This is a genomic window from Granulosicoccus antarcticus IMCC3135 (assembly GCF_002215215.1).
Lineage (GTDB): Bacteria > Pseudomonadota > Gammaproteobacteria > Granulosicoccales > Granulosicoccaceae > Granulosicoccus > Granulosicoccus antarcticus.
Genome location: NZ_CP018632.1, coordinates 3,582,854 through 3,605,774 on the forward strand (window position 1 = coordinate 3,582,854; position 22,921 = coordinate 3,605,774).

A 22,921-nucleotide genomic window follows, 5' to 3' on the forward strand; every position below is an offset into this window, starting at 1 on the left:
TGGTTGCCCCATGAAAATCACGCGCCTCAGAACCCGACTTGTCAATGTCCCGTTGCCCCGTCCGATCACTACGGCGATTCACAGTATCGAATCGGTCGGCTGTGTTCTGGTCGATCTGGAAACTGACGTTGGTCTGGTCGGGCAAAGCTATATATTCACCATCAATGCTACCCGGCTCAAGGCATTTGACGAGATGGTAAGAGGTTTTGCTCACCGTGTCGAAGGCATTGATCCTCATTATGTGACAGGTATGAACACAGCCATCTGGTCTGATATCAATCCGACCGGTTATGCAGGTGTCACCATTTCAGCCCTGGCTGCATTGGATACGGCTTGCTGGGATCTGGTAGGCAAGGCGGCAGGGCAGCCATTGCATTATATTTTCGGTGCTTGCAGAGATCGTATTCGCACCTATGCAAGTGGTGGGCTTTGGCTTTCCCAGTCCATTGATGATCTGGCTATCGAGGCGCAGACGTTTCTCGATCAAGGATTTCGCGCTATGAAAATCAGAGTCGGTCATGCAGACCCTTGCATCGATGTCGAACGGGTAGGGGCGGTGCGCGAGGTCGTCGGGCCGGGCATTGAGCTGCTTACCGATGCAAACCAGGCATTGCAACCTAAACAAGCCATTCGACTAGGGCGGATGCTGGCCGAACTGGGTGTGTCCTGGCTAGAGGAGCCTGTCGATGTGCATGATCTGACCGGGCAGGCACAGGTGAGAGAGGCGCTGGACATCAACGTCGCATCAGGCGAGACGGAATGGACTCGCTACGGCATCCGACGCACCATAGAGGCAGGGGCTGCCGATGTGTTGATGCCGGACTTGCAGCGGATAGGCGGTCTGACTGAGATGCGTCGTGTGGTAGCGCTTGCCGAGGCGTACAGCCTTCCCATCTCGACCCATATATTTACCGAACACAGCCTTGCTATTGCAGGTTCAGCGGCTAACTGTATCTCGGTGGAACACATGCCATGGTATGCCCCGCTATTTGTCGAAGAGCTGGAGATCGTGAACGGCGATATTCTGATTCCCAATAGACCAGGCTCAGGCTTTACATTTGACGAGACGGCAGTTGCCAAATTTGCACTGTAGGATTAACAGGCAGGTTCTGGCCAGGTGCCTGCATTGGAATATTCGATATTAGAAAGAGATTATATTCGTTAGTCTGAAGAAGATCTCTCTTATACCATCAGCACACACTCAGAAGCTTCAAGAGTGATTGAGCGCAGGATGCGTGGTGAAGCGGTTCACTTAGCCGCACTGAGCAGGTAACGGGAGAACTAGATGATATTTTCAAGGCCCAGGCTGATCTTGGCCGCTGTACTTCTGACAGCGGCGGGATCTCCCGCATTTGCCAAATGCGGTAATGTCACCATCACCGAAATGAACTGGTCGTCGGCAGCGGTTGTCACTTCTATTTCAAAATTCCTGATGGAGCAGGGTTATAACTGTACCGTGACCACGGTTCCATCAGGCACTGTTACGGCCATCACGTCTGTTGCAGAAACGGGAGAGCCCGATATCGTCACGGAGCTGTGGTTGAGCGGTGTGCCCGCCTACGCTGAGTTGGAAGCAGCTGGCAAGATCAGGACTCTGACACATGTGCTTTCCGAAGGTGGAGTTGATGCCTGGTGGGTGCCGCAGTATCTTATCGATGATCACCCCGAACTTGCCACAATGGAAGGCATTCTTGCCAATCCCGGGTTGGTGGGAGATCGGTTCCACAACTGCCCCGATGGCTGGGGTTGTAAAGTCACAAATGAGCATCTTGCACAGGCTTATGATCTTGCTGGGGCTGGGCTTGAAGTATTTGATCATGGCTCAGGAGAAACCCTCGCTGCAGCTATTGCTGCTGCCTATGAAAGCAAAGAGCCCTGGTTCGGATATTACTGGGCACCTACCTCCGTGTTGGGGAAATACCCCATGGTCAAAATTGATCTTGGAACCTTTGATAAGGCCATCCACGATTGCAATGCAGCGGAGGAATGTGCGACGCCCGGCAAGTCGTCTTACCCACCTGCCGAAGTAATCACGGCTGTGACTACTGATTTTGAATCGCGTCAGCCAGAGATCGCTGAGTTGATGTCACACGTCTCCTTCACTAACGAGCAGATGAGTAAGATTCTTGCCTGGCAAGAGGACAACAATGCCTCCTCTGAAGAGACAGCTGTTCACTTTCTGACGAACTATCCGGACGTCTGGAGTACTTGGTTGAGCGAAGTGGCTCGCGAAAGGCTTTCGGCACTCTTGCAGTAATTTCAGAGTACGCCGTATGCCGTTGATTGCGGCTAACACTTATCCAACTTCATGGAACAGGGCCGATGGCACTATATAGCGATTTTTTTGATTCAATGGGTCTGCGCGATTGGTGCGATGCAGGTACGACTGGTGGTCCTCAGACGATGGCCGATCTTCTTGCTCGCACCCATTCGGGTGAGGCTTCCGAAGCTTCCCAGATCGTCTTTCCCTCGTTGGATGTACTGCACAGCGCCTGCAGTGTCATTCCTCGAACTCGCGACTTTACCGCGGGGCTCGAGCATTACTTTCTCAGTGTCAAAGACCCGGTAAAATCAGTGTTGGGTCCGCTGACGCAGCCACTCAGCTGGGCGCTACAAGGTGCACTTGATCTTGTGCATGACTTGCCATGGTGGCTGCTGGTTCTGACGCTTATAGTCATAGTGCAACTTGCAGCAAAGCGGGTACGAATCACGGTGTTCACCGCTCTTGTCTTCGCCATTCTGGCCTTCATTGATCATCTGGAACCCGCGTTGCAAACGTTGGCGATTATTCTGGTGTGTACGTTTATTTGCGTACTTGTTGGTGTGCCGATCGGGATAATGATGTCAAGAAGCTCTCGGCTTGAAAGGCTGGCAATTCCAGTACTCGATATGCTTCAGACCCTGCCAACATTTGTCTACCTGATACCACTTATTTTTTTGTTCAGCGTCACCGAGCCGAAGCTCTACGGTATCGCCATCATTCTCTATGCAATCGTCCCCGCCATCCGCTTGACCAATTTGGGAATCCGCCTGGTGGACAAGGATGTACTGGAGGCGGCAGATGCCTTCGGTATGACCGCCAGGCAAAAACTGATACGCGTCGAATTTCCACTGGCACTGCCCAATATCATGGCAGGGGTGAACCAGACCATCATGATGTCTCTTTCCATGGTGGTTATCGCCTCGCTGGTATCGGCTCCTGGCCTGGGTGCTCTGGTTTTGCGCGGTATCAACAAGCTGGAGCTTGGCGTTGGTCTGGTGGCAGGCTTGGGTATTGTGCTACTCGCCATTATGCTGGATCGTGTCAGCAAGGCTGCACTCGAGCGCATCAACAAGTCACATAAGGCATGAAAGCAATGGATAAGACTGACAGCCATATTTCGATCCGAGGCCTCTACAAGATCTTCGGGACCGAGGCTGAGGCTATGTTGCCTCTAGCCAAGAGTGGCATGAGTAAATCTGACATGCTTGCGCAGCATAAGCAGGTTTTGGGGCTGCGTAATATCAATATCGAGATCATGAAGGGAGAAATCACTGTCGTCATGGGATTGTCCGGCTCTGGGAAATCCACTCTGATCCGCCATCTCAATCGTCTGATTGATCCTACCGATGGCGAAATTCTTGTCAATGGTAACGATGTATTGAAGCTGGATGAGAATGAGTTGCGCACACTGCGACGCACACAGATGTCGATGGTGTTCCAGAAATTTGCGTTGCTACCGCACGAAACCGTTCTGCAAAATACCGGCCTTGCGCGTAACGTTCGAGGAGAAGATATTGTTGAAACTGACAAGGTCGCACGCAAGTGGTTGAAGCGGGTAGGGCTGGAAGGGTCTGAGAATCTTTATCCCAATCAGTTGTCTGGAGGAATGCAACAGCGTGTGGGACTGGCACGTGCGCTGACCTCTGATTCCGAGTTGATGCTGATGGATGAGGCTTATTCAGCTCTCGATCCATTGATCCGGTCCAGCATGCAGGATCTATTACTCGATCTTCAAAAAGATCTGAAAAAGACGGTTATATTCATCACACATGACCTGGATGAGGCATTGAAGCTGGCCGATCATCTGGTGATCCTGAAGGATGGCGAGATCGTTCAGCAAGGTGAGCCACAGGGCATCTTGTTGAGCCCGGCTGATCCCTACATCGAAGACTTTGTCAGTGATATCAACCGAGCGCGAGTTATTCGGGTCGGATCGGTTATGAATGAAGATAGGTCCACTGTCACAGACTTGAAGATTGATGAGCAGGCAACATTGGAACAGGCCATTCTGGTGGCTCAAGGGCAGGCCGAAACCTCACTGACAGTGATGAGAGGCCATACACGAATAGGCACGCTCAAAATGTCGGATGTGCTCAGAGCGCTGGTCCCTCGGCGCTCTAGCACGAATTCCTAGAACATCCCATTATCGTTAGCGCTTTCTGCCGGAATCACTTGCAGCACATCCCAGTGTTCGACAATCTTGCCGGCATCGTCGACACGAAATATATCGATACCGGCATATTCCAGTCCTTCAGGCCAGATCTGGTGGCAATGCAGGATCACATGGTTTCCATCGACGAAGCTGCGTTTTATGTCGACATGCTTGCCCGGGAATTCATCGGCCATACGGATGAAATAGTCGATGAACCCCTGCTTGCCAGATGTCACATGTACATTGTGCTGAATGTACTCTTCACCGACGTAGCGCTTTATGGCTTCCGCCGGCTCGCAGTCATTGAACATCATTTCGTAGAATGCGATGACGTTCTTTCTGTTCTGTTCAGGCGTTGTCATATCAGTATCGTTGTCGGTGAAAGGGGGTATAAAGCTCAGAAAGGAAAGTGCTGATGCGGATCTTCAATGGTTACCCAGCGTACCGAAGTGAAGGCATCAATGGCGGCCTTGCCTCCAAAACGTCCGTAACCACTGTCTTTCACTCCTCCGAAAGGCATCTGGGCTTCATCGGCAACAGTGGGACCATTGATGTGGCATATCCCGCTCTCTATCTGGTCGGCAACCGCCAATGCTCGCTGGATGTTGTTGCTATAGACAGCCGCCGACAATCCGTAGGCTGTATCGTTGGCTACGTCAATGGCTTCCTGATCGCTGCTGACTCGGATGATTGGCTTGACCGGCCCGAAACTTTCTTCTGAATAGATTCTCATGTCTGGTGTGACATTGTCGATCAAGGTTGCCTCTACGATGGTGCCGTTGCGTTTGCCGCCGGCAATGACTTTACCGCCTTTGGCAATGGCATCGGCGATCAGGGCGTCCATTTTTTCCGCGGCAGCCGATGTAACCAGAGAACCCAGAACCACCTTTTCGCGAGGATTTCCCGCTGGCAGGGCATTGGCCTTGGCAGCAAAGGCTGCAATGAATTCATCGGCAATACCCTCTTGCACAATGACACGTTCAGTGGACATGCAAATCTGGCCCTGGTTCATGAATGAGCCGAAGGCTGCGCCATTGACGGCGGCCTGTACGTCGGCATCGTCGAGAATGACCAGAGGGGCCTTGCCACCCAATTCCAGCAATACCGGTTTCAGTTGTTCTGCCGCCTTTACAGCGATGATGCGGCCAACACTGGTGGAGCCTGTGAAGTTGATGTGCCGTACCTCAGGTGCCGCAATCAATGCCGCGACAATCTCTGCCGCATCTGCAGGATCATTGCTGATAACGTTCATGACACCCTCGGGAAAGCCAGCTTCTCTGAAGGCCTCGCCGATGGCCAGATGAGTGGCTGGGCAGAGTTCTGATGATTTCAAAATGGCAGTGTTACCACAGGCGATGGCCATGGCAACAGCACGTACGCCAAGGATCACAGGGGCGTTCCAAGGGGCAATTCCCAGACAAACGCCAAGCGACTTGCGTTGCGCCATGGACAAAGTGCCGGGCTTGTTGGCAGGGATGATTTCACCGGTTATCTGCGTCGTCATGGCAGCTGCTTCTCGCAGAATTCCAGCACCTAACATACAGTTGAAACCGGCCCAGGGCCCGGTGGATCCGGTTTCGGTGATCATGCACTGAATAATCCGATCCGTACTCGCCTCCAGAGCGTCAGCAGCTTTCATCAGCAAAGCACGACGCTCACTTGGCCCGGTGGCCGACCAGGCGGGATAGGCCGCAGCTGCCGCTCGAGCGGCTTTCAGTGCGTCTTCAACACTGGCTGCAGCTGCAGTGGTGGCAACCTCACCGGTGACTGGATCATGCCGTTGATAGGTTTGGTTGTTAGTTGCGGGCATGTCCTGGCCTGCGATCAATAGAGAAGTGTTCATGTTTGTCTCCTTTTAGAATTCCATTACATCGGCAAGAATTGCGGCTTCGAGCCCGCCATCGCAGGCAAGGTTGCTACCGTTGACCCAACGAGAACCATCTGATGCCAGAAAGAGGATAGAGGGGGCAATATCATTGGCGGTGCCAGCTCGACCTACCTTGTCAATGTCACTGTTCACCCGTTCGTCGCCCAGTACCGAGCGGAATTGCGTGAGTATCGGTGTTTCCACGGGACCAGGGCTGACAGCATTGACGCGTATGTTGCGATCCTTGAAAACGGGGTTGTGAGCGGCCTGATAGCTCCAGAGCAGCAGGAACTCCTTGGAGGTCGGGTAGGCGATTTCATCCGTGACACCATGATCAGAGGCAAAAGTGGCTGGGTCCGGAAATCCTTGAACGGCCACGGCAGCTTTGGCGCGTTGCAGATTCATTCGCCAGCCAAAGCCTGCAACGGAGGCGACATTGATTACAGAGGCATATTGGTTCATCTTCGGCGCAAGCCCCAGTGACAGCGCACGTAAGCCCAGGAAATTGACGGCAAGCGTTGGAGCAACGCCTGCGGTGCCGGACAGGCCCGCAACATTGGCCAGTGCATCGATACCCTTGGGCAACTGCTCAATGAGCGCATCGACGCCTTGTTGTGTGCCCAGGTCTGCTTGCAAAAATTGACCGCTGAGCTGATCGGGCTGATTCCTGTCCACACCGTAGACATTGGCCCCCATGGACAGCGCCAGTTCGGCCGTACGTTTGCCGATACCTGAGGCGGCACCGGTAATGACAATGTTCTTACCCTGTAGCATTTGTATCTCCCTGATTGAAACTATAAATGATTTGGTATGTGAGTTGACAGTCGATAGAGTCGGGGCCGTGCCTGCAATACTCTGGTGTTTTCAGGCGCGGCTATTGTCTGTTTCCGAGAGGGTGATCCATCTCAGTTCAGTAAATTCATGCAGTGCCCAGCGTCCGCCAAAGCGGCCGTAGCCGCTGGATTTCACGCCGCCAAAAGGGGCATGCGGGTTGTCATCCACGGTTGCCCGGTTGATATGGCAAATGCCGCTGTGCAACTTTCCGGCAACGGCGAGGGCTCTGGAAACATCGCGACTGAATATGGCCACTGCCAGGCCGTATTCACTGTCATTGGCTATGGTGATGGCCTCCTGATCGTTCGCCACCCGCGTAATCGATAACAGCGGGCCGAAGACTTCTTCATTGTAGACGCGCATGTCAGGCTCGACACGGTCGAGCAAAGTGGGTTCCACGAACGCATCGCGAATACCTCCTCCTCCAACGAGGTTGGCGCCCTTGGATACAGCATCGTTGATCAATCCAGACAGCCTGTCCGCCGCCTCAAGACTAATGACGGGACCAATTTGTGTATCAGCTGCCTTCGGATTCCCCACGACCATTTGTGCACGACCGGCTTCGATGCGTTTGATCAGTGCGTCAGCAACGGAATCGGCCACGATCAGGCGTTCGGTGGACATACAGATCTGGCCCTGATTCAGATAGGCGCCACGCAGAGCTGCCTCTGATGCCGCTTCCAGATCCGCATCCTCCAGTACCACCATGGTGGCTTGACCGCCGAGTTCCAGTAGTGAACGCTTCAAATGACTGGCGCACAATTCCGCCACACGTCGACCCACACGGGTAGAGCCTGTGAAATTGACTCGGCGAACAACTGGTGATTTGATTAATGCTTCTACGATGGGTTCGCTATCCTGAGAGCGCGTGAGGAAGACCTCGGCGACGCCTTCTGGAAGTCCTGATTCGCGGATGGCATCGCCGAGCAACCTGAAGGTCTGCGGTGCGATTTCGTTGCCTTTGAGCAATACGGTATTGCCACACAACAAAGGCGCTGCAATGGCCCGGATACCAAGAATCAAAGGTGCGTTCCATGGGGCAATGCCGAGACACACGCCACAGGGCGTTCGTTCAGCTCGACTGATGACGCCTTTTTCGTCGGGAATTGTCTCGATGCGATCAACTTCATCGGCATAACTGGCCACCGCTTCGAGCATCTCAACGGCGAATTCCACATTGTGTTCAGCCCAGGTTCGGGGGGTGCCGATTTCCCGAATCATGGAATCGCAAAACGTGTCGGACCACGCCTTGATAACCTGAGACAAGGCGATCAGTTTGCTGGCGCGGTACAGGGAGGTGGTGGAAGACCATGCCGGGAAAGCGGCGGCTGCACTGGCGATCAGATGCTGGCAGTGATCCAGATCACAGCTTGTTTCGCCAGGCTCCATAGAGGACACATGCGTCTCTTGATTTACTGCAATTTTATGCATGTCTGATGGGTGTCGAGCCATGACAAACTCCGTTGATGGTTATTATGATCGATACAATTTCGCATTAAATGCTCATACTTGGGCATTCATTGCGTTTATTTGGAGGCGATATCCGCGAATGACGATCGCATACACCACCGTGCAGGATGAATTGGAAGCCCTGCATGACAGAACCCTGCGGCTGCGGGTCGCTGATGAATTCTCCACGCTGATTTTTCTGAAACAGGGGCAGCTGTCTTGGGGGGTGGAGGGGCAGGGTATAAAGGGGCCTGGCTTGTGCTATTGGCCACAAGGGCAGCGTCCGGTTCTGACTCTGGGCGCTGGCGGCAGTGTTCGCATTCTGGGGCTGAGTGACAATTGCATTCTCGATGCCATGGGCGCGCGTGCAGAGTCGGTTCATCTACGCATGCTAGTCGAGTATCCATTCTGTGTGTCGGTAACCGACCCGAAGAACCTGACTCAGGTCATCGCCCTGTTTGATTGGTACGGCGATGAGTATCATGATGTGGAGCGTCGCTCACCGATGTCGCTGGCTGCTTATCTTCGGCTGATCTTCGTCAGTGCGTTGCGAATCTATCGGCCTGAACCCGCTGAGGCTGGTGCTGATCAAACCAGCATATTGCGCCAGTTTCGACACCTGGTCGAATTGCATTACAGGGAGCACTGGCTAGTGCCACGGTATGCCGATGAGCTGGGTGTGGAGCGTGATCGCTTGCATCGCATCTGCAAGCGCGAAACCGGGCGCAGCCCGGCAGAGCTGGTTTATGAGCGACTGACCGCCGAGGCCAAGGCGCGGCTTGAGATGTCCGGTTTCCCGTTGAAAAAGATTGCCGCAGATCTGGGCTTTGCCGATGCAACGCGTTTCAGCCACTTCTTCAAACGTCGCACCGAGATTTCTCCGGGGGCCTACCGCGCGATAGTGTCTGCACCGGATGCCGATGATCTGGTGGAGTTGAAACGCGGCTTTGCAGACTGGCCTTGAGTACCTGTTTGAACGCCAGGGTGATCCAGTCAATAAGCCGATGGCTACATCTCAGCTCAGGCAAGTACACTGCATGATCCTTGTGCTTGAAAAACCTGGCGATAGGCTACCCCAATGACCAATGCTTTTACCCGAACGGCCCTGATGGGTAATCTGTTGCAGGACCCAGAGATCGCCCATGAATTCTCAGGAGCGGTTTTTATCGATCGAATGCTGCAATTTGAACGGGCATGGACCGAGGCACTAAAGACAACAGGGGCTGTTGATGAGGCTGCCGCAGACATCGCGTTGCAGGCAATGGATGCGTTTGCGCCTGATATTGACGTTCTGGGCAGAGCCTCTGAGGTCGATGGTTTGCCTGTACCGGAATTGGTGCGGCAACTCAGAGCGGGGCTGCCCGAAAAAGCTCAGGCCGCGATCCATACGGGGGCGACCAGTCAGGACGTCATTGATACGAGCATGATCCTCACCGCCTGCTCGGTATTAAACCTGTTTGAATGGCGCGCCAGGGCACTGCTGGAATGTCTGGATGATCTTGCCACGCGTTTTGCGGATAACCCCATCATGGGGCGAACCCGGATGCAGGCAGCACTACCCATTATGGCAGGTGACCGGATTGAAGACTGGCGCACCCCGCTGGCTGCGCATTTTGATCAATTGCCGGAGCTCATCGAACGAATCAGTATCGTGCAGGTAGGTGGCGCGGTCGGACTTCGCGCAACCTCCGGCAGCTGCGATGAAAATATCGCTACCTGCGTGGCTGAGTTGCTCAAGCTGAGAGTATTCCCTGTCTGGCACACTGATCGCTCTGTCATGCTGGATATAGGCCATTGGCTGACAAAAATTACCGGAACGTTGGGGAAGGTCGGGCAGGACATTGCGCTGATGGCGCAGCAGGGCATTGACGAAATAAAGCTCGATGGGGCAGGAGGTTCCTCTTCCATGCCGCACAAGCAAAATCCCATCCGGGCTGAAATACTGGTTGCATCTGCACGTGTTGTTGCTGGCCATCAGGGCATATTGGCGCAGTCCATGATTCATGAACAGGAACGCTCAGGGGCTGCCTGGGCCATCGAATGGATGACATTGCCAGCCATGTTTGAATCAACCGGGGCGAGCCTTAACAATGCGGATCATCTTTTGAGGCAGATCCGACAAATCGGATCAGGAGCGTAGGTGCGTACAAACTGCATAGCTGCCTTTCAACTGATCACCGCATCTCTGCACTTTTCCTGGATTCCAGAAGTGCCTGCCGGAATAGACGGATTGTGGGTGTCGGATCTTCCTCGGATCGAGCCAGGATGCCGACGGGTCCAGCCATTGTTTTCGTATCAATAGGCAGCGTTACCATTCGTCCTGCCTGAATGTCGCGCGCGACTACACCCTTGCTGATAATCCAGATCGCTGCAGCAGGTCCCAATGTCATCGCACGCCCAAAAGAGCTGGATACGGTTTCAAGCCGATTGGGCCAGTCGCCAATTCCATTGGTGATGAAAAAGCGATCTACCAAAGGCCTGATCGCAGCACCCTTGGGCGGGTAAAGAATGCGGTGGCTCCCCAACGCGTCGAGATTGCATTCATGCGCCATTGCATGCGCCAGTGGGTGATCTGCGGCAACAGCAAAGACAACTTGTTCAGAATATAGCTGAGTAAAGGATAAGCCAGTCATTGTCTCAGGTCTGCCCATGCGTCCGATGACCAGGTCAAGGTCACCGGAACGCAAGCGATCAACCAATGCGCCAATACGGCCGTCTTCCACTGTTACAGGGGTGGCAGGTGAAAGTTCTGAAAATCGAAGAACCACGTCAGGCAGTAAATCAGCTGCAACACTTGGCAACGCGCCAATGCGCAGGGGTGATGAGGTGCCTGCTGACAGTGCGTCCAGACTGGCCAGACCATGGCTCAGGGCGGCCAGACTCTGTTCGGCGAAATGCTGAAAAACGGCGCCCTCACGAGTTAATTCGATACCGCCGCGGTCTCGATGCATCAAAGCGACCTCCAGGATGGTTTCAAGGTCTTTCAAGGTTTTGGAGATGGCGGGCTGTGTCAGAAAGGTACGCTCAGAGGCGGCTTTCAAGCTGCCGCATCGTACTGTTTCCACGAATGCGGATAGGTGCCGCATCTTGATCTGGCGAAGTTTATTACTTTCCATATGGGCAACTAACTGGTCTGATTTCTCAATTTCAATACAGTTTACGGTGTATTAAAGTAGACGCAATAGTCTTGGAGAGACCCATGAAGACACAAGTGGCAATCATTGGCGGAGGTCCTGCTGGCCTGCTCCTCTCACAGCTTCTGCACACCCGCGGGATTGATAGCGTGGTTCTGGAGCGCAAGACAAAGGACTACGTGCTGGGCCGTATTCGGGCTGGAGTGCTTGAGCAGGGTCTTGTCAAACTGATGGAAGAGGCGGGTTGTGCAGAGCGGATGCATGCCGAAGGCCTGACCCATGACGGCACACTTATTTCCTATGGCAATGAGATATTCCGCGTCGATTTTTCCGAGCACACCGGCAAGCCTGTCATGGTTTACGGTCAGACAGAAGTGACTCGCGATCTGTACGAAGCCCGTGAAAAAGCGAACGGCAAGATTGAGTTTGAAGTTGAAGATGTCGTTATTCACGGCGCGAACACCGACCTTCCGCATGTCTATTACACGGTTGACGGCGAAGCGCGTCGCCTTGATTGCGATTTCGTGGCAGGATGCGACGGGTTCCACGGCGTCAGCCGCCAGAGCATCCCGCTGGATGTACGGCGCGAATACGAAAAAATATATCCATTCGGCTGGTTGGGCATCCTGAGTGAGACACCGCCCGTCAATCACGAGCTCATCTATGCAAACTCCAATCGTGGCTTTGCCCTGTGTTCCATGCGCAACAGTAATCTCAGCCGATATTACATCCAGTGTTCGCTGAGCGACAGTCCCGGCGATTGGACGGATGAGGCATTCTGGGAAGAATTAAAGCGCCGCATTCCAAAAGAGCAGGCCGACAAGTTGGTGACAGGTCCTTCCATTGAAAAATCGATTGCACCATTGCGATCGTTTGTGACCGAACCCATGCGATGGGGCCGGCTGTTCCTGTGTGGCGATGCTGCGCACATTGTACCGCCCACGGGTGCCAAGGGGCTGAACACCGCCGCTTCGGACGTACACTATCTCTATAATGGATTGCGGGAATTTTATGAAAAAGGCTCAGAAGAAGGCATCGATACCTATTCAGAGAAAGCCTTGAAAAGGGTATGGAAGGCCGAGCGATTTTCCTGGTGGTTCTCGTCACTCATGCACCGCTACCCTGACCAGTCTGAGTTTGATCTGAAAATACAAGTCGCCGAACTCGAGTTCTTGCGATCAAACAAGGCTGCACAACAAGCGATGGCGGAAAATTACGTCGGGTTGCCGTACTGATGAAGGTGCTCAAGGCAAACGGCATTGCGATGCATTGGCGTGAAGACGGGAACCCGGATGGAATGCCGGTCATCTTCGCCAATTCTCTTGGCACTGATCTGAGGATGTGGGACGAGCTTCTGCCATTGCTGCCTAAGGAGTACCGTTATTTGCGCTATGACGTGCGTGGTCATGGCCTGACACAGGCGAGTGATGGGCCGTATTCGATGGAGTTGCTCACCGCAGATGCAGGGGCGCTGATTGATGAGTTGCAAGTGGGCCCTGTCATTTTTGTCGGCTTGTCGATCGGCGGCATGATCGGCCAGGGGCTTGCTGCATCGCGGCCCGATCTGGTCAAAGCACTGGTCTTGTCAAACACCGCTGCCCGCATGGGCACTGCCGAGATGTGGGATGCACGAATAGCGCAGATAATGCAAGGCGGGATAGAGGGTTCGGCTGATGCGATTCTGGATCGCTGGTTTGGAGCAGAGTTCCGTGAATCACCGCAGATATCTGCCTGGCGCGCCATGCTTACACGCACGCCGCAGGCAGGATATCTGGGGTGCTGCGCTGCACTGGCAGATGCCGATTTGAGCGCATCGACCGGCACACTGCGCCTGCCAACGCTTGGCATTGCAGGGTCTGAAGACGGGGCCAGTCCACCTGATCTTGTTGCAGCGACGTGCAAGCTGATTGAGGGCGCGGCATGCCATGTCATCTCTGGCGCAGGACATCTTCCCTGCGTTGAGAAGCCTTGCGACTATGCGGCCATTTTATCGCCATTTCTAAAGGAGCATGCAAATGCCTGATCGTTTTGACACCGGTATGGCCATTCGTCGGGAGGTGCTGGGCGATGCCCATGTTGATCGCACCGAAGCCAACAAGTCAGGCTTTGATGAGCCGTTCCAACGCATGATCACGGAAGGTGCCTGGGGCACATTGTGGGCGGACGATACGATCTCACGGCGTGACCGTTCCCTGCTGACACTGGCACTGCTGGCTGCGATGGGGAATTTTGAAGAAATCCCGATGCATATCCGCGCCAGCCGCAATACCGGAGCACGTCCTGATGAAATCCTGCAGGCATTCATGCATGTGGCGGTCTATGCTGGAGTACCCAAGGCGAACCATGCCATCAAACTTGCCAAGGAAACATTCAAGGAAATGGGAGTCGAAGTATGAGCCTGATCAAACAGACTGGCGGATTTGTTCCGCGTGATCGTAGCTGGCAGCCTGATGCGCTGACCCCGACTTACAAAACCAGCATAAAACGTAGTCCGCAGGCCGCGTTGCTGTCATTTCCGACGACGTTGAGCGAAGAAACCTCTCCTGTTTTCGGACACAATCTGATCGGCGAGCTCGATAACGATCTGATATTGAACTACGCGCATGCAGGGGAAAGCGCTATTGGCCCGCGTATTATCGTATATGGGCGTGTGCTGGACGAGATGGGGCGTGGGGTGCCGGGGGCTTTGGTGGAATTCTGGCAGGCCAACGCAGGTGGACGTTATCGCCACAAGAAAGAAAGCTACCTTGCAGCGCTTGATCCGAACTTCGGGGGATGTGGGCGGACGATTACGGCTGAGGACGGATCTTATGAATTCCGCACTGTTCAGCCGGGTCCATATCCTTGGCCTAATGGCATGAATGATTGGCGTCCGGCACATATACATTTTTCGCTTTTCGGGCATGGTTTTGCGCAACGGCTGATCACTCAGATGTATTTTGAAGGAGACCCGCACATCAAGCTTTGCCCCATTGCGGGAGCACTCAACAACCAGAAAGCTATCGACGCGTTGACGGCGCTGCTGGACATGCACCGGACGGTTCCTATGGACAGCCGTGCTTTCAAATTCGACATCGTGCTGCGCGGCCAACGCCAGACATACTTCGAAAACCGAAAAGAGGGTCTTTGATCATGGTGCAAAAACTTGAATACCTGCGCGAGAGTCCTAGTCAGACTGCCGGGCCCTATGTACATATCGGATGCATGCCGAACTTTACGGGTATTGATGCTTACGGTGGAGACCTCGGTACGCACATGAAGACGGGCCCTGTACAAGGGCAGGAGATTACGATCACCGGTATCGTTTATGACGGCATGAATACGCCGTTGCGCGATGCGATGATTGAAATCTGGCAACCTGATGCAGCAGGTCTGTTCCCGTCGGCTAATGAAACCCGTGGTCAGCCCGATCCGAACTTCACCGGATGGGGCCGTTCACCGGGAGACTCGAGCACAGGTGAGTTTGCGTTTCATACGGTAAAACCTGGTGCGGTACCTTATCCTGATGGGCGGATGCAAGCGCCACATATCACCGCATGGGTTGTCGCACGTGGCATCAACATCGGCCTGCATACCCGTATCTACTTTGAGGATGAAGTCGATTCCAATGCGGCGGATCCGATTCTGAGTCGCATTGAACATCCAAGCCGTATTCCTACCTTGCTGGCAAAAAAGACTGGTGAGGGCGCGTACCGGTTCGACATCTATCTACAAGGTCCCAACGAGACCATCTTCTTTGACATATGAGGTCCTCAATGAGCAATCCATGCATTATCTGCGTCGCCATCACCGGATCTCTCCCGACAAAAGAAAACAATCCGGCAGTGCCTATCACGATATCCGAACAAATTGAAAGCACGCAGGAGGCCTTTGAGGCTGGGGCATCAATCGCCCACTGCCATGTGCGCGACGAGGCAGGCAAACCGACGTCTGATCCGGATCGTTTTGCCCGGCTCAAGGAGGGGCTGGAAAAGCATTGCCCTGGCATGATCGTGCAACTTTCCACGGGTGGGCGTTCTGGTGCCGGAAAGGAGCGCGGAGGAATGCTGTCGTTGTCGCCGGATATGGCATCCTTGTCCGTGGGTTCCAACAATTTCCCCACGCGTGTCTACGAGAACAGCCCTGACCTGGTGGACTGGTTGGCCTCCGAAATGATCACCCATGACGTTAAACCCGAGATCGAAGCGTTCGATCTGGGTCATATCGTTCAGGCAACGCGGATGGCCGCCGACGGGCGTCTGAAGGGGCCACTTTATGTGCAGTTCGTTATGGGTGTGAAGAATTCGATGCCTGCCGATGAGCCTATTTTCGACTTCTACATCGAAACACTGAAACGCCTTGCACCTGATGCACAATGGTGTGCAGCAGGAATCGGACCGGCACAGCTGAAGATCAATGAATGGTCGATTGCGAAGGGTGGACACACCCGAACGGGACTGGAAGACAACGTGCGATTGGACCGCGACACCCTGGCGCCGTCCAACGCCGCGCTGGTTCGTCGAGCGGTCGATCTATGCGAAAAACATGAACGCCCCGTCGCCACATGGCAACAAGCACGGGATATCCTGAATTTGCAGTAAATTCAGGCTGTTTTTCCTTCTTTCATTTTTACCAGGCCGGCAAGCAGGGTGTTGAGGGGTACGTCGACGGACAATTCGGCACCGCGCGTTGCGACATAACCGTTGAGTGCATCAATCTCAGTGCGTCGTCCTGCCTCGATATCTTGCAGCATCGAAGGCTTGTGCGCACCATGGGCGCCAAGCGCGAATTCTATCTGTCTGGCAACCGCCGTTCTATCCGTTTCTATCCCTTCCGTCTGTCCAAGAAGCAGAACTTCTGCTGCAATACTGTCGGCCAATTCCTGACCTATGAAGTTTGCGATATCACCCACTGTGCCCTCGCCAAGTGCAGCAGTTGCATTCATTGCACAGTTAAAAGCAGCTTTTTGCCAGACTTGCGACAGAGCGGAGGTTGTTTGCTCCATGCCGCCTCTCGCCAGTGAACCTGCCAGCGCGGCGGCGGGGCCGTTGTCCTCAAGCGCGTTGAACGGCGTGTAGGCCATGCCATGGCTTGCCACGTGACCCGGTCCGATCAAATCACCAGGCGTCATCGTGCAGCCAAACAAAATCTGCGCTGCGGGGACCATTGACAGTAACCTTTCAATATTGCCCAAACCGTTTTGCAAGGTCAGCACGCAGGCGCCTGCATCGATTATCGCTTTGATGCTTTGCAGGGCTGAGTGCGAGTGCAGTGTCTTGGTTAACAGGATTACCACATCCACTTGAGAGGACTGCTCAGGTTCCATCGCGGGGATCATCAGGTGCTCAGTGCAATCATCCCAGTCGACACGTAAGCCACTATCGCGGATTGCGGCAAGGTGGGCGATGTTCTTGTCTAGCAAGGTCACGTCAAACCCGGCCTTGTAGAGCGTTGCACCCATGACCGATCCCAATGCACCGGCACCTAAAATGGCAATTTTCATCACTGAATTTTCTCTCTGCGAATAGACATTGGAGCACTCCCGGACTTGGCACAAGAGTGGCTGTTCAAGAAGGTTGGGCGTCGTCAAGCCCTTACCAGTAAGGCCTTGATTCGTTCTGCCATCGCCAGAAGTACCGGGAGGCTACGCACCACCATCGGGTCATCGAAGCGATGGAGCATGCCAAATGTGCTCAGCGTAAATACAATCTCGCCACTGGCACTCTTTACGGGAACTGACAATGCGCCGATATCAGGTTCGTTCTCACCCCGGTTGCACGCATATCCGCAGGTCTCGATTTGATCCAGATCCAGCGATTCACTTGTCTGGCCATCTTGCAACCACTGGGCTCGCTGCGCAGACTCCATGCCTGCCAGCCACAGCTTGCCCTGCGCCGATGATGCCATCGGTAAAACCGTTCCAACGCTGATGTTGACTGATATTGAACGACTGGATGCGGCAACTGCAATACAGGTCGGACCGCTTCGTCCCAGGCGGCTGACCATGACCGACTCGTTCAGACCAAGCGCCAGCTCCTCAATGAGCGGGCTGATGCGTGCGGCGATCCGGTTCGAGGCCTTGGCCACAGAGCCCAGCTCCTCCATCACAGGTCCGAGCGAGAAACTGCCTCTGCGATAAGTGACAACAGCGCCTGCCTCTTCCAGACTGAGCAGCAGTCTGTGCGCTGTCGCATGTGTCATTCCCAACTCGGAGGCAACCGTCTTTGCGGAGATGTCCGGTCGTTCTTTTGTGATCAGGCGCAGGATGCTAAAGGCCTTCAATATGGAGCCGTTCAGAGGTGTACTCATGCGTTTTCCTTTCAGGGGCGGCAATGGGTTTATTGGACGAAGCAGTAACTTGACAGAAGTACGTGAATATTGGATACTTTTTTTTTGAGATATATATATTATTATATAAGATATCACGAGCGAAAGTTGAACCATGCTGCAGTGCTGTCCGGTCATAGGTAGTCGGTGCATAGGATGCTTTCAGTTATCTCCACTCAGTATCTACACACTTCTTAAACAGGTTGAGGCGCAATGCCAGAGGATGACAAGAACGACTCGATAACGGCTGGTGGCGCGATATTCGGTAAGCTCAAGGCTCTTGGCGTCGACTATGTTTTTGCCAATTCGGGTACCGATTTTCCTCCCATTATCGAAGGCCTGATTGAAGCCACGCACAGCGGAGTAGACCTGCCAGTTCCTGTGACGGTGCCACATGAAATGGCTGCTGTGAGTATGGCGCATGGTTTTTTCCAGATTTCAGGGCGCATGCAGGCCGTCATGCTGCACACGAACGTAGGTCTTTCCAACGGCGCGACGGGTGCGATCAACGCATCGTGTGATCACATCCCGATGATGCTGATGTCCGGGCGCACTCCCGTCATGGAAAAGGACCGTTTTGGCGCGCGTACCGTGCCGATTGGCTGGGGTCAGGAAATGTTCGACCAGACAGCTTTGGTACGTGAGGCTTCGAAATGGGACTATGAATTGCGCTTTCCCGAGCAGGTCTCTGAGCTCTTTGATCGAGGCTGGGCGATCGCAAATTCCACCCCTAAGGGGCCGATCTACCTGAGCTTGCCACGTGAAGTGCTGTGCGGACAGACTCCCCGCGAAGGGTTGGATCAGTCCTCGATCATGGCACCAGTTGTGGCCGCACCGGATCCTGTGTCGCTCAAACGAGCCGCCGAATTACTGGCAGGGGCCAAAACACCTCTCATCATCAGTCAGCGTGGTGCAGGTAGTGAATCTGCATTCAATGCATTGGCAGAATTTGTACAGGACTGGGCAATACCGTTGTCGCACTACTGGGCTAACCAGTTGTCAATTGCGGTGTCAAATCCGATGCAAGTTGGCGTGGCTCCTGAGGCGCTGTTAGCACAGGCTGATGTAATTCTGGTAATCAATAGTCTTGCACCCTGGTGGCCCGACAAGGTGACACTGCAGCAGAATGTGCGTGTGATCCACCTAGGCCCGGATCCGCTGTTCACCCGAACTCCCGTGCGCAACTTTCGCGCTGATGTAACATTGGTCGGGGAAACCGCACCCAGTATTCATGCGCTGATCGAGACGATGTCAAGCTGTCAGCGCGACGAGTCGTTGATTGCAACCCGCCGTGAGAAAATTACCGCGCTATCACATGAAAACCGCGAAGCCGTGTTCAAAGCTGCAGAGAGTGGCCGTCTCGGTCCAATGAGCAAGGAGTGGGTCAGCCTGTGTCTGGGGCGTGCGATAAAAGGACGTAAGGCGTCAGTGTTTCACGAACTAGGGTGCCCGCTACTGCCGCTCGATCTTGATCAGCATCTGAGCTATTTTCAAGAACCTCATTCGGGTGGCCTTGGCTGGGGATTCCCCGCTGCGCTCGGCGCACAACTTGCGGATAGAGAGCGTTTGATTTTCGCCACAATGGGCGACGGCAGCTATATGTTCGCCAACCCCACCGTCTGCCATCAGATCGCCGAGGCGATGGAATTGCCTGTCATCGTGCTGGTATTGAACAATGAGGAATGGGGCGCTGTCCGCAGCTCTGTGGAAGGGTTGTACAGTAAAGGTCATGCGGTCAAATCCAATCAGGTGCCGTTGACTTCACTCAAACCCAGCCCCGACTTCACGCGCACCGCCGAGGCGAGCCGCGCTTATACCGAGACGGTGACACAAGGCGCAGACCTGCCCGACGCACTTGATCGTGCGATTCGCGTGGCCACCGAAGAGAAGCGGCATGTACTACTCAATATCGCGATAGAGCCGGCAGCCGCACACTAAAAAGAATCTTGACCGCCAGGGCTTTTCGCCTTGATCCATTAAGCATGTGTAGGGAGAACAATACATGATGACTCGAAGAACGACTATCGCCGCCATGGTGCTTGGTCTGGCCGCATTCGGCGCACAAGGTGCGCTGGCCGCCGATCATGAATTCAAGCTTCACCAGTTTCTGGGTGCCAACGCACCTGCTCAAACAAAGATGTTGCAGCCTTGGGCAGATGCTGTCGCCGAGGCTTCGGGCGGTAAGGTCCATATTGAAATATTTCCATCGATGACCCTGGGTGGGCGCCCTCCGGAGCTGATCTCACAGGTGCGTGACGGCGTAGTAGATCTGGTCTGGACGGTAAACGGCTACACACCAGGCCTTTTCCCGCGAACCGAAGTATTCGAACTACCGACTGTCTACACAAACGATCCGGCCGCAACCAACATGGCATTGGCCGACATTTTCGAGAGCGATCTGAAGGAAGAATACAAGGGTGTTGAAGTCATGTTCCTGCATGTCCACGCAGGCCAGGGCATCCATATGCGCGATACCGCAGTACGCAGTCCTGCTGATATGGCTGGCAAAAAAATGCGTATTCCCACTCGGACAGGCGGATGGATCATAGAGGCACTGGGTGCATCACCGGCCGCAATGCCCGTGCCTGAGCTTCCACCAGCCTTGCAAAAAGGCGTAGTGGATGGCGCATTCATTCCGTGGGAAATCATTCCTCCGCTCAAGATCCAGGAGCAGACTCAATATCAGATCGAAGGCGCAGATGAAGCCCGCTTCGGCAACACTGTGTTTCAGGTGTCCATGAACCAGGCGCGTTGGGATGGCCTTCCTGAAGAAATTCAACAGGCGTTCCGTTCAGCATCTGGTGGCGACTGGCCGGAGAAGGTCGGTGAAATCTGGCGTGAAGCCGATGATTTTGGCATCAAGATGGCGGTCGACAGCGGCAATGAACACATCATGCTGACCGAGGAGGAGACCGCAGCCTTCGATAAGGCGCTGCTACCGGTGGTTGATCGCTGGATAGAGGAGGTAGACGCCAAGGGGATCGACGGGGCCGCATTGGTTGAAAAGGCTCGTGCCGCCACTCAAGCCCATTCAACACGTTAATGGCACACGTGGCACATAACGGCAGTAACGGGTTTACCGTTGCTGCTCGCCACATTGTCAGCATCTGGGCATTGTTGGGTGGCGCCGTGTTGCTTGCGGTGATCGCGATCAACATGCTCTCGGTAATCGGGTCGGTATTTGGACGACCCTTTCCCGGTGACTTTGAGTTGACCGAGATGGGAGTTGCTATCGCCGCATTCGCCTTCCTGCCTTACTGTCAGGTGACGGGGGCGAATGTTACAGCCGACATCTTCACATCGCGTGCTTCACCGCGCTGGATTGCCTTTCTAACGCTTCTGGGGGCTGTTGTCGCACTTGTATTCAGCGTACTTCTTATCTGGCGCATGTATTTCGGGATGCTTGACCAGAAGACGTATGACTATATGACGGCCATCCTGCAAGTTCCTCAGTGGATCGCCTTTTTGCCAATTCTGATCTCTCTCGCGCTACTCGCGCTGGCAGCCATGACCACCATTGTAGAAGAAGGATACATCGTGAAGAAAGGTCGCCCTCATGTCTGAAGCCATGATGCTAGGCCTTGGTGGTTTTGTGGTCCTTGTTGCGCTGATTGCCGTGCGTATGCCCATTGCCTACGCGATGATGCTTGTGGGTGCTATTGGCACGATGATTATCAATGGTCCTACGTTGGTGCTGAGCCAACTCAAGACTCTCGCCTATGGACAGTTCTCTGTCTATGATCTGTCGGTTGTTCCCATGTTCGTGCTCATGGGGGCGATTGCATCCAAAACAGGATTATCCAAGGCGCTGTTTCGGGCTGCTAACGCCTGGCTCGGTTGGTTGCCCGGAGGCACGGCGATGGCGGCAATTGCAGGCTGCGCTGGATTCGGTGCGGTCTGCGGCTCGTCCCTGGCGACGGCCTCTACCATGGGTAAAGTCGCCTTGCCAGAGCTGCGCCGATACAACTACTCGGGTGCGCTTGCGACAGGAACGCTTGCAGCAGGTGGTGTGCTTGGCATTCTAATCCCGCCCTCGGTGGTACTCATCATCTATTCGATTATCGTCGAGGCCAATATCGTCACGATGTTCATGGCGGCCTTCATTCCCGGCATCCTGGCGGTTATTCTGTTCCTTCTGACGATTGCCATCTATGTGGCTATCTATCCTGAGGCCGGACCAAAAGGTGGCATGCCGGAACGCCGGGAGTTCACCGAAGCCACTGTCGGCATGATCCCCGTTTTGATCATCTTCGGATTGGTGATCGGCGGTATCTACGCAGGCCTGTTCAATCCAACACCGGCTGCAGCCGTTGGTGTTGCTCTGGTGATTATTTTCGGTTTCATTCAGCGCACACTCGACTGGACGAGCATGCGCGAAGCGCTACTAGAGACAGCATCAACCACGGGCATGATCTATCTGATCCTGTTGGGGGCAGAATTGCTCAAGATATTCATGTCTCGCTCTGGTCTGCCACAGGAGGCGGCTCTGTGGGTGGCTAGCTCTGGTCTGGCCCCAATGATGATTCTTGTCCTGTTACTGGTTGCCCTCATCGTGTTGGGATGCCTGATGGATTCCTTATCGATGATTCTGTTGGTGATTCCGTTTTTCTGGCCTGTGCTTGTTGAAGTCAATGGCGGCATCTACCAGATGGCAGATGGAGCCGGCTACGGCATGAGTACGGAGGATCTGAAAGTCTGGTTTGGCATTCTTGCGCTCATTGTCGTTGAACTTGGTCTCATCACACCCCCAGTCGGGATGAACGTTTTTGTGATTTCGTCGCTGGCCAAAGACGTCCCCATGATCGAAACATTCAAAGGCGTTCTGCCATTTTTCGGGGCTGAAATAGTTCGTATCAGCCTGCTGGTCGCCTTTCCTGCGATCGCGCTCTGGCTTCCGCACGCTTTACAATAGGAAT

The 22,921-nt window shown here is 54.2% G+C and carries 23 protein-coding genes; 16 read left to right on the forward strand and 7 right to left on the reverse strand.

The window, feature by feature from the left end:
• The first annotated feature begins 10 nt into the window (after positions 1 to 10).
• The 4 genes from IMCC3135_RS15320 to IMCC3135_RS15335 all read left to right on the forward strand — a co-directional run bounded on the left by IMCC3135_RS15320 (position 11) and on the right by IMCC3135_RS15335 (position 4,397).
• Positions 11 to 1,093 (forward strand): mandelate racemase/muconate lactonizing enzyme family protein, encoded by a 1,083-nt coding sequence (locus IMCC3135_RS15320; protein ID WP_088918422.1) that lies wholly within the window; start codon positions 11 to 13, stop codon positions 1,091 to 1,093.
• Positions 1,094 to 1,312: 219 nt separating this feature from the next.
• Positions 1,313 to 2,257: an ABC transporter substrate-binding protein gene (locus tag IMCC3135_RS15325; RefSeq protein ID WP_236994790.1), complete on the forward strand. Its 945-nt coding sequence runs from the start codon at positions 1,313 to 1,315 to the stop codon at positions 2,255 to 2,257.
• 65 nt (positions 2,258 to 2,322) lie between these two features.
• The gene (locus tag IMCC3135_RS15330) at positions 2,323 to 3,351 is read left to right on the forward strand and encodes an ABC transporter permease (protein ID WP_088918424.1); all 1,029 of its coding nucleotides are present in this window, start codon (positions 2,323 to 2,325) and stop codon (positions 3,349 to 3,351) included.
• Between the two features lie 5 nt (positions 3,352 to 3,356).
• Positions 3,357 to 4,397 carry a betaine/proline/choline family ABC transporter ATP-binding protein gene (locus IMCC3135_RS15335; protein ID WP_088921871.1) on the forward strand — a complete coding sequence of 347 codons (1,041 nt, stop codon included), beginning with the start codon at positions 3,357 to 3,359 and terminating at the stop codon, positions 4,395 to 4,397.
• Here the strand turns inward: IMCC3135_RS15335 and IMCC3135_RS15340 are convergent.
• The 4 genes from IMCC3135_RS15340 to IMCC3135_RS15355 form a co-directional block, all read right to left on the reverse strand.
• Positions 4,394 to 4,777 (reverse strand): nuclear transport factor 2 family protein, encoded by a 384-nt coding sequence (locus tag IMCC3135_RS15340; protein ID WP_088918425.1) that lies wholly within the window; start codon positions 4,775 to 4,777, stop codon positions 4,394 to 4,396. The two genes, IMCC3135_RS15335 and IMCC3135_RS15340, sit on opposite strands and share 4 nt — an antisense overlap.
• 35 nt (positions 4,778 to 4,812) lie before the next feature.
• Positions 4,813 to 6,258 carry an aldehyde dehydrogenase gene (locus IMCC3135_RS15345; protein ID WP_088918426.1) on the reverse strand — a complete coding sequence of 482 codons (1,446 nt, stop codon included), beginning with the start codon at positions 6,256 to 6,258 and terminating at the stop codon, positions 4,813 to 4,815.
• Positions 6,259 to 6,270: 12 nt separating this feature from the next.
• Positions 6,271 to 7,056 (reverse strand): coniferyl-alcohol dehydrogenase, encoded by a 786-nt coding sequence (locus IMCC3135_RS15350; RefSeq protein WP_088918427.1) that lies wholly within the window; start codon positions 7,054 to 7,056, stop codon positions 6,271 to 6,273.
• 90 nt (positions 7,057 to 7,146) lie between these two features.
• A complete protein-coding gene (locus IMCC3135_RS15355) occupies positions 7,147 to 8,547 on the reverse strand; it encodes an aldehyde dehydrogenase family protein (RefSeq protein WP_205738061.1) in 1,401 nt (466 codons plus the stop codon).
• A 118-nt stretch (positions 8,548 to 8,665) separates the two neighbouring features.
• Here IMCC3135_RS15355 and IMCC3135_RS15360 point away from each other — a divergent pair, with 118 nt between their 5' ends.
• Together IMCC3135_RS15360 and IMCC3135_RS15365 are read left to right on the forward strand one after the other, a co-directional pair.
• A complete protein-coding gene (locus IMCC3135_RS15360) occupies positions 8,666 to 9,529 on the forward strand; it encodes an AraC family transcriptional regulator (RefSeq protein ID WP_157736006.1) in 864 nt (287 codons plus the stop codon).
• Positions 9,530 to 9,643: 114 nt separating this feature from the next.
• Positions 9,644 to 10,705 carry a 3-carboxy-cis,cis-muconate cycloisomerase gene (locus tag IMCC3135_RS15365; RefSeq protein WP_088918429.1) on the forward strand — a complete coding sequence of 354 codons (1,062 nt, stop codon included), beginning with the start codon at positions 9,644 to 9,646 and terminating at the stop codon, positions 10,703 to 10,705.
• Between the two features lie 34 nt (positions 10,706 to 10,739).
• Here IMCC3135_RS15365 and pcaQ read toward each other — a convergent pair whose 3' ends face one another.
• The gene (pcaQ, locus tag IMCC3135_RS15370) at positions 10,740 to 11,681 is read right to left on the reverse strand and encodes a pca operon transcription factor PcaQ (RefSeq protein ID WP_088918430.1); all 942 of its coding nucleotides are present in this window, start codon (positions 11,679 to 11,681) and stop codon (positions 10,740 to 10,742) included.
• 83 nt (positions 11,682 to 11,764) lie between these two features.
• Here pcaQ and pobA point away from each other — a divergent pair, with 83 nt between their 5' ends.
• From pobA to IMCC3135_RS15400, 6 genes are read left to right on the forward strand one after another with little or no spacing between them, the layout of a single operon-like run.
• Entirely contained in the window at positions 11,765 to 12,934 is a 1,170-nt protein-coding gene (pobA, locus tag IMCC3135_RS15375; protein WP_088918431.1) for a 4-hydroxybenzoate 3-monooxygenase, read from the forward strand.
• On the forward strand, positions 12,934 to 13,722 hold the full coding sequence (pcaD, locus tag IMCC3135_RS15380) for a 3-oxoadipate enol-lactonase (protein WP_088918432.1): 789 nt from the start codon (positions 12,934 to 12,936) through the stop codon (positions 13,720 to 13,722). Before pobA ends, pcaD begins: the two co-directional genes overlap by 1 nt.
• On the forward strand, positions 13,715 to 14,095 hold the full coding sequence (gene pcaC, locus IMCC3135_RS15385) for a 4-carboxymuconolactone decarboxylase (RefSeq protein ID WP_088918433.1): 381 nt from the start codon (positions 13,715 to 13,717) through the stop codon (positions 14,093 to 14,095). Before pcaD ends, pcaC begins: the two co-directional genes overlap by 8 nt.
• Positions 14,092 to 14,829, forward strand: coding sequence for a protocatechuate 3,4-dioxygenase subunit beta (pcaH, locus tag IMCC3135_RS15390; RefSeq protein ID WP_088918434.1), 738 nt, complete (start codon positions 14,092 to 14,094; stop codon positions 14,827 to 14,829). Before pcaC ends, pcaH begins: the two co-directional genes overlap by 4 nt.
• Before the next feature lie 2 nt (positions 14,830 to 14,831).
• Positions 14,832 to 15,446 carry a protocatechuate 3,4-dioxygenase subunit alpha gene (gene pcaG / locus IMCC3135_RS15395; RefSeq protein ID WP_088918435.1) on the forward strand — a complete coding sequence of 205 codons (615 nt, stop codon included), beginning with the start codon at positions 14,832 to 14,834 and terminating at the stop codon, positions 15,444 to 15,446.
• Positions 15,447 to 15,454: 8 nt separating this feature from the next.
• Positions 15,455 to 16,279, forward strand: coding sequence for a 3-oxoadipate:acetyl-CoA acetyltransferase (locus IMCC3135_RS15400; RefSeq protein ID WP_088918436.1), 825 nt, complete (start codon positions 15,455 to 15,457; stop codon positions 16,277 to 16,279).
• Between the two features lie 2 nt (positions 16,280 to 16,281).
• Here the strand turns inward: IMCC3135_RS15400 and IMCC3135_RS15405 are convergent, their stop codons facing one another.
• Positions 16,282 to 17,181, reverse strand: coding sequence for a ketopantoate reductase family protein (locus tag IMCC3135_RS15405; protein WP_088918437.1), 900 nt, complete (start codon positions 17,179 to 17,181; stop codon positions 16,282 to 16,284).
• An 83-nt stretch (positions 17,182 to 17,264) separates the two neighbouring features.
• The gene (locus IMCC3135_RS15410; protein ID WP_169727467.1) at positions 17,265 to 17,987 is read right to left on the reverse strand and encodes an IclR family transcriptional regulator; all 723 of its coding nucleotides are present in this window, start codon (positions 17,985 to 17,987) and stop codon (positions 17,265 to 17,267) included.
• Between the two features lie 231 nt (positions 17,988 to 18,218).
• Here IMCC3135_RS15410 and IMCC3135_RS15415 point away from each other — a divergent pair, with 231 nt between their 5' ends.
• The 4 genes from IMCC3135_RS15415 to IMCC3135_RS15430 all read left to right on the forward strand — a co-directional run bounded on the left by IMCC3135_RS15415 (position 18,219) and on the right by IMCC3135_RS15430 (position 22,917).
• Positions 18,219 to 19,943, forward strand: a complete 1,725-nt coding sequence (locus IMCC3135_RS15415; RefSeq protein ID WP_088918439.1) for a thiamine pyrophosphate-requiring protein — start codon at positions 18,219 to 18,221, stop codon at positions 19,941 to 19,943.
• Positions 19,944 to 20,007: 64 nt separating this feature from the next.
• Positions 20,008 to 21,048, forward strand: coding sequence for a TRAP transporter substrate-binding protein (locus IMCC3135_RS15420; RefSeq protein WP_088918440.1), 1,041 nt, complete (start codon positions 20,008 to 20,010; stop codon positions 21,046 to 21,048).
• Positions 21,048 to 21,569, forward strand: coding sequence for a TRAP transporter small permease (locus tag IMCC3135_RS15425; RefSeq protein ID WP_088918441.1), 522 nt, complete (start codon positions 21,048 to 21,050; stop codon positions 21,567 to 21,569). Before IMCC3135_RS15420 ends, IMCC3135_RS15425 begins: the two co-directional genes overlap by 1 nt.
• The gene (locus IMCC3135_RS15430) at positions 21,562 to 22,917 is read left to right on the forward strand and encodes a TRAP transporter large permease (RefSeq protein WP_088918442.1); all 1,356 of its coding nucleotides are present in this window, start codon (positions 21,562 to 21,564) and stop codon (positions 22,915 to 22,917) included. Before IMCC3135_RS15425 ends, IMCC3135_RS15430 begins: the two co-directional genes overlap by 8 nt.
• Positions 22,918 to 22,921 lie beyond the last annotated feature (4 nt).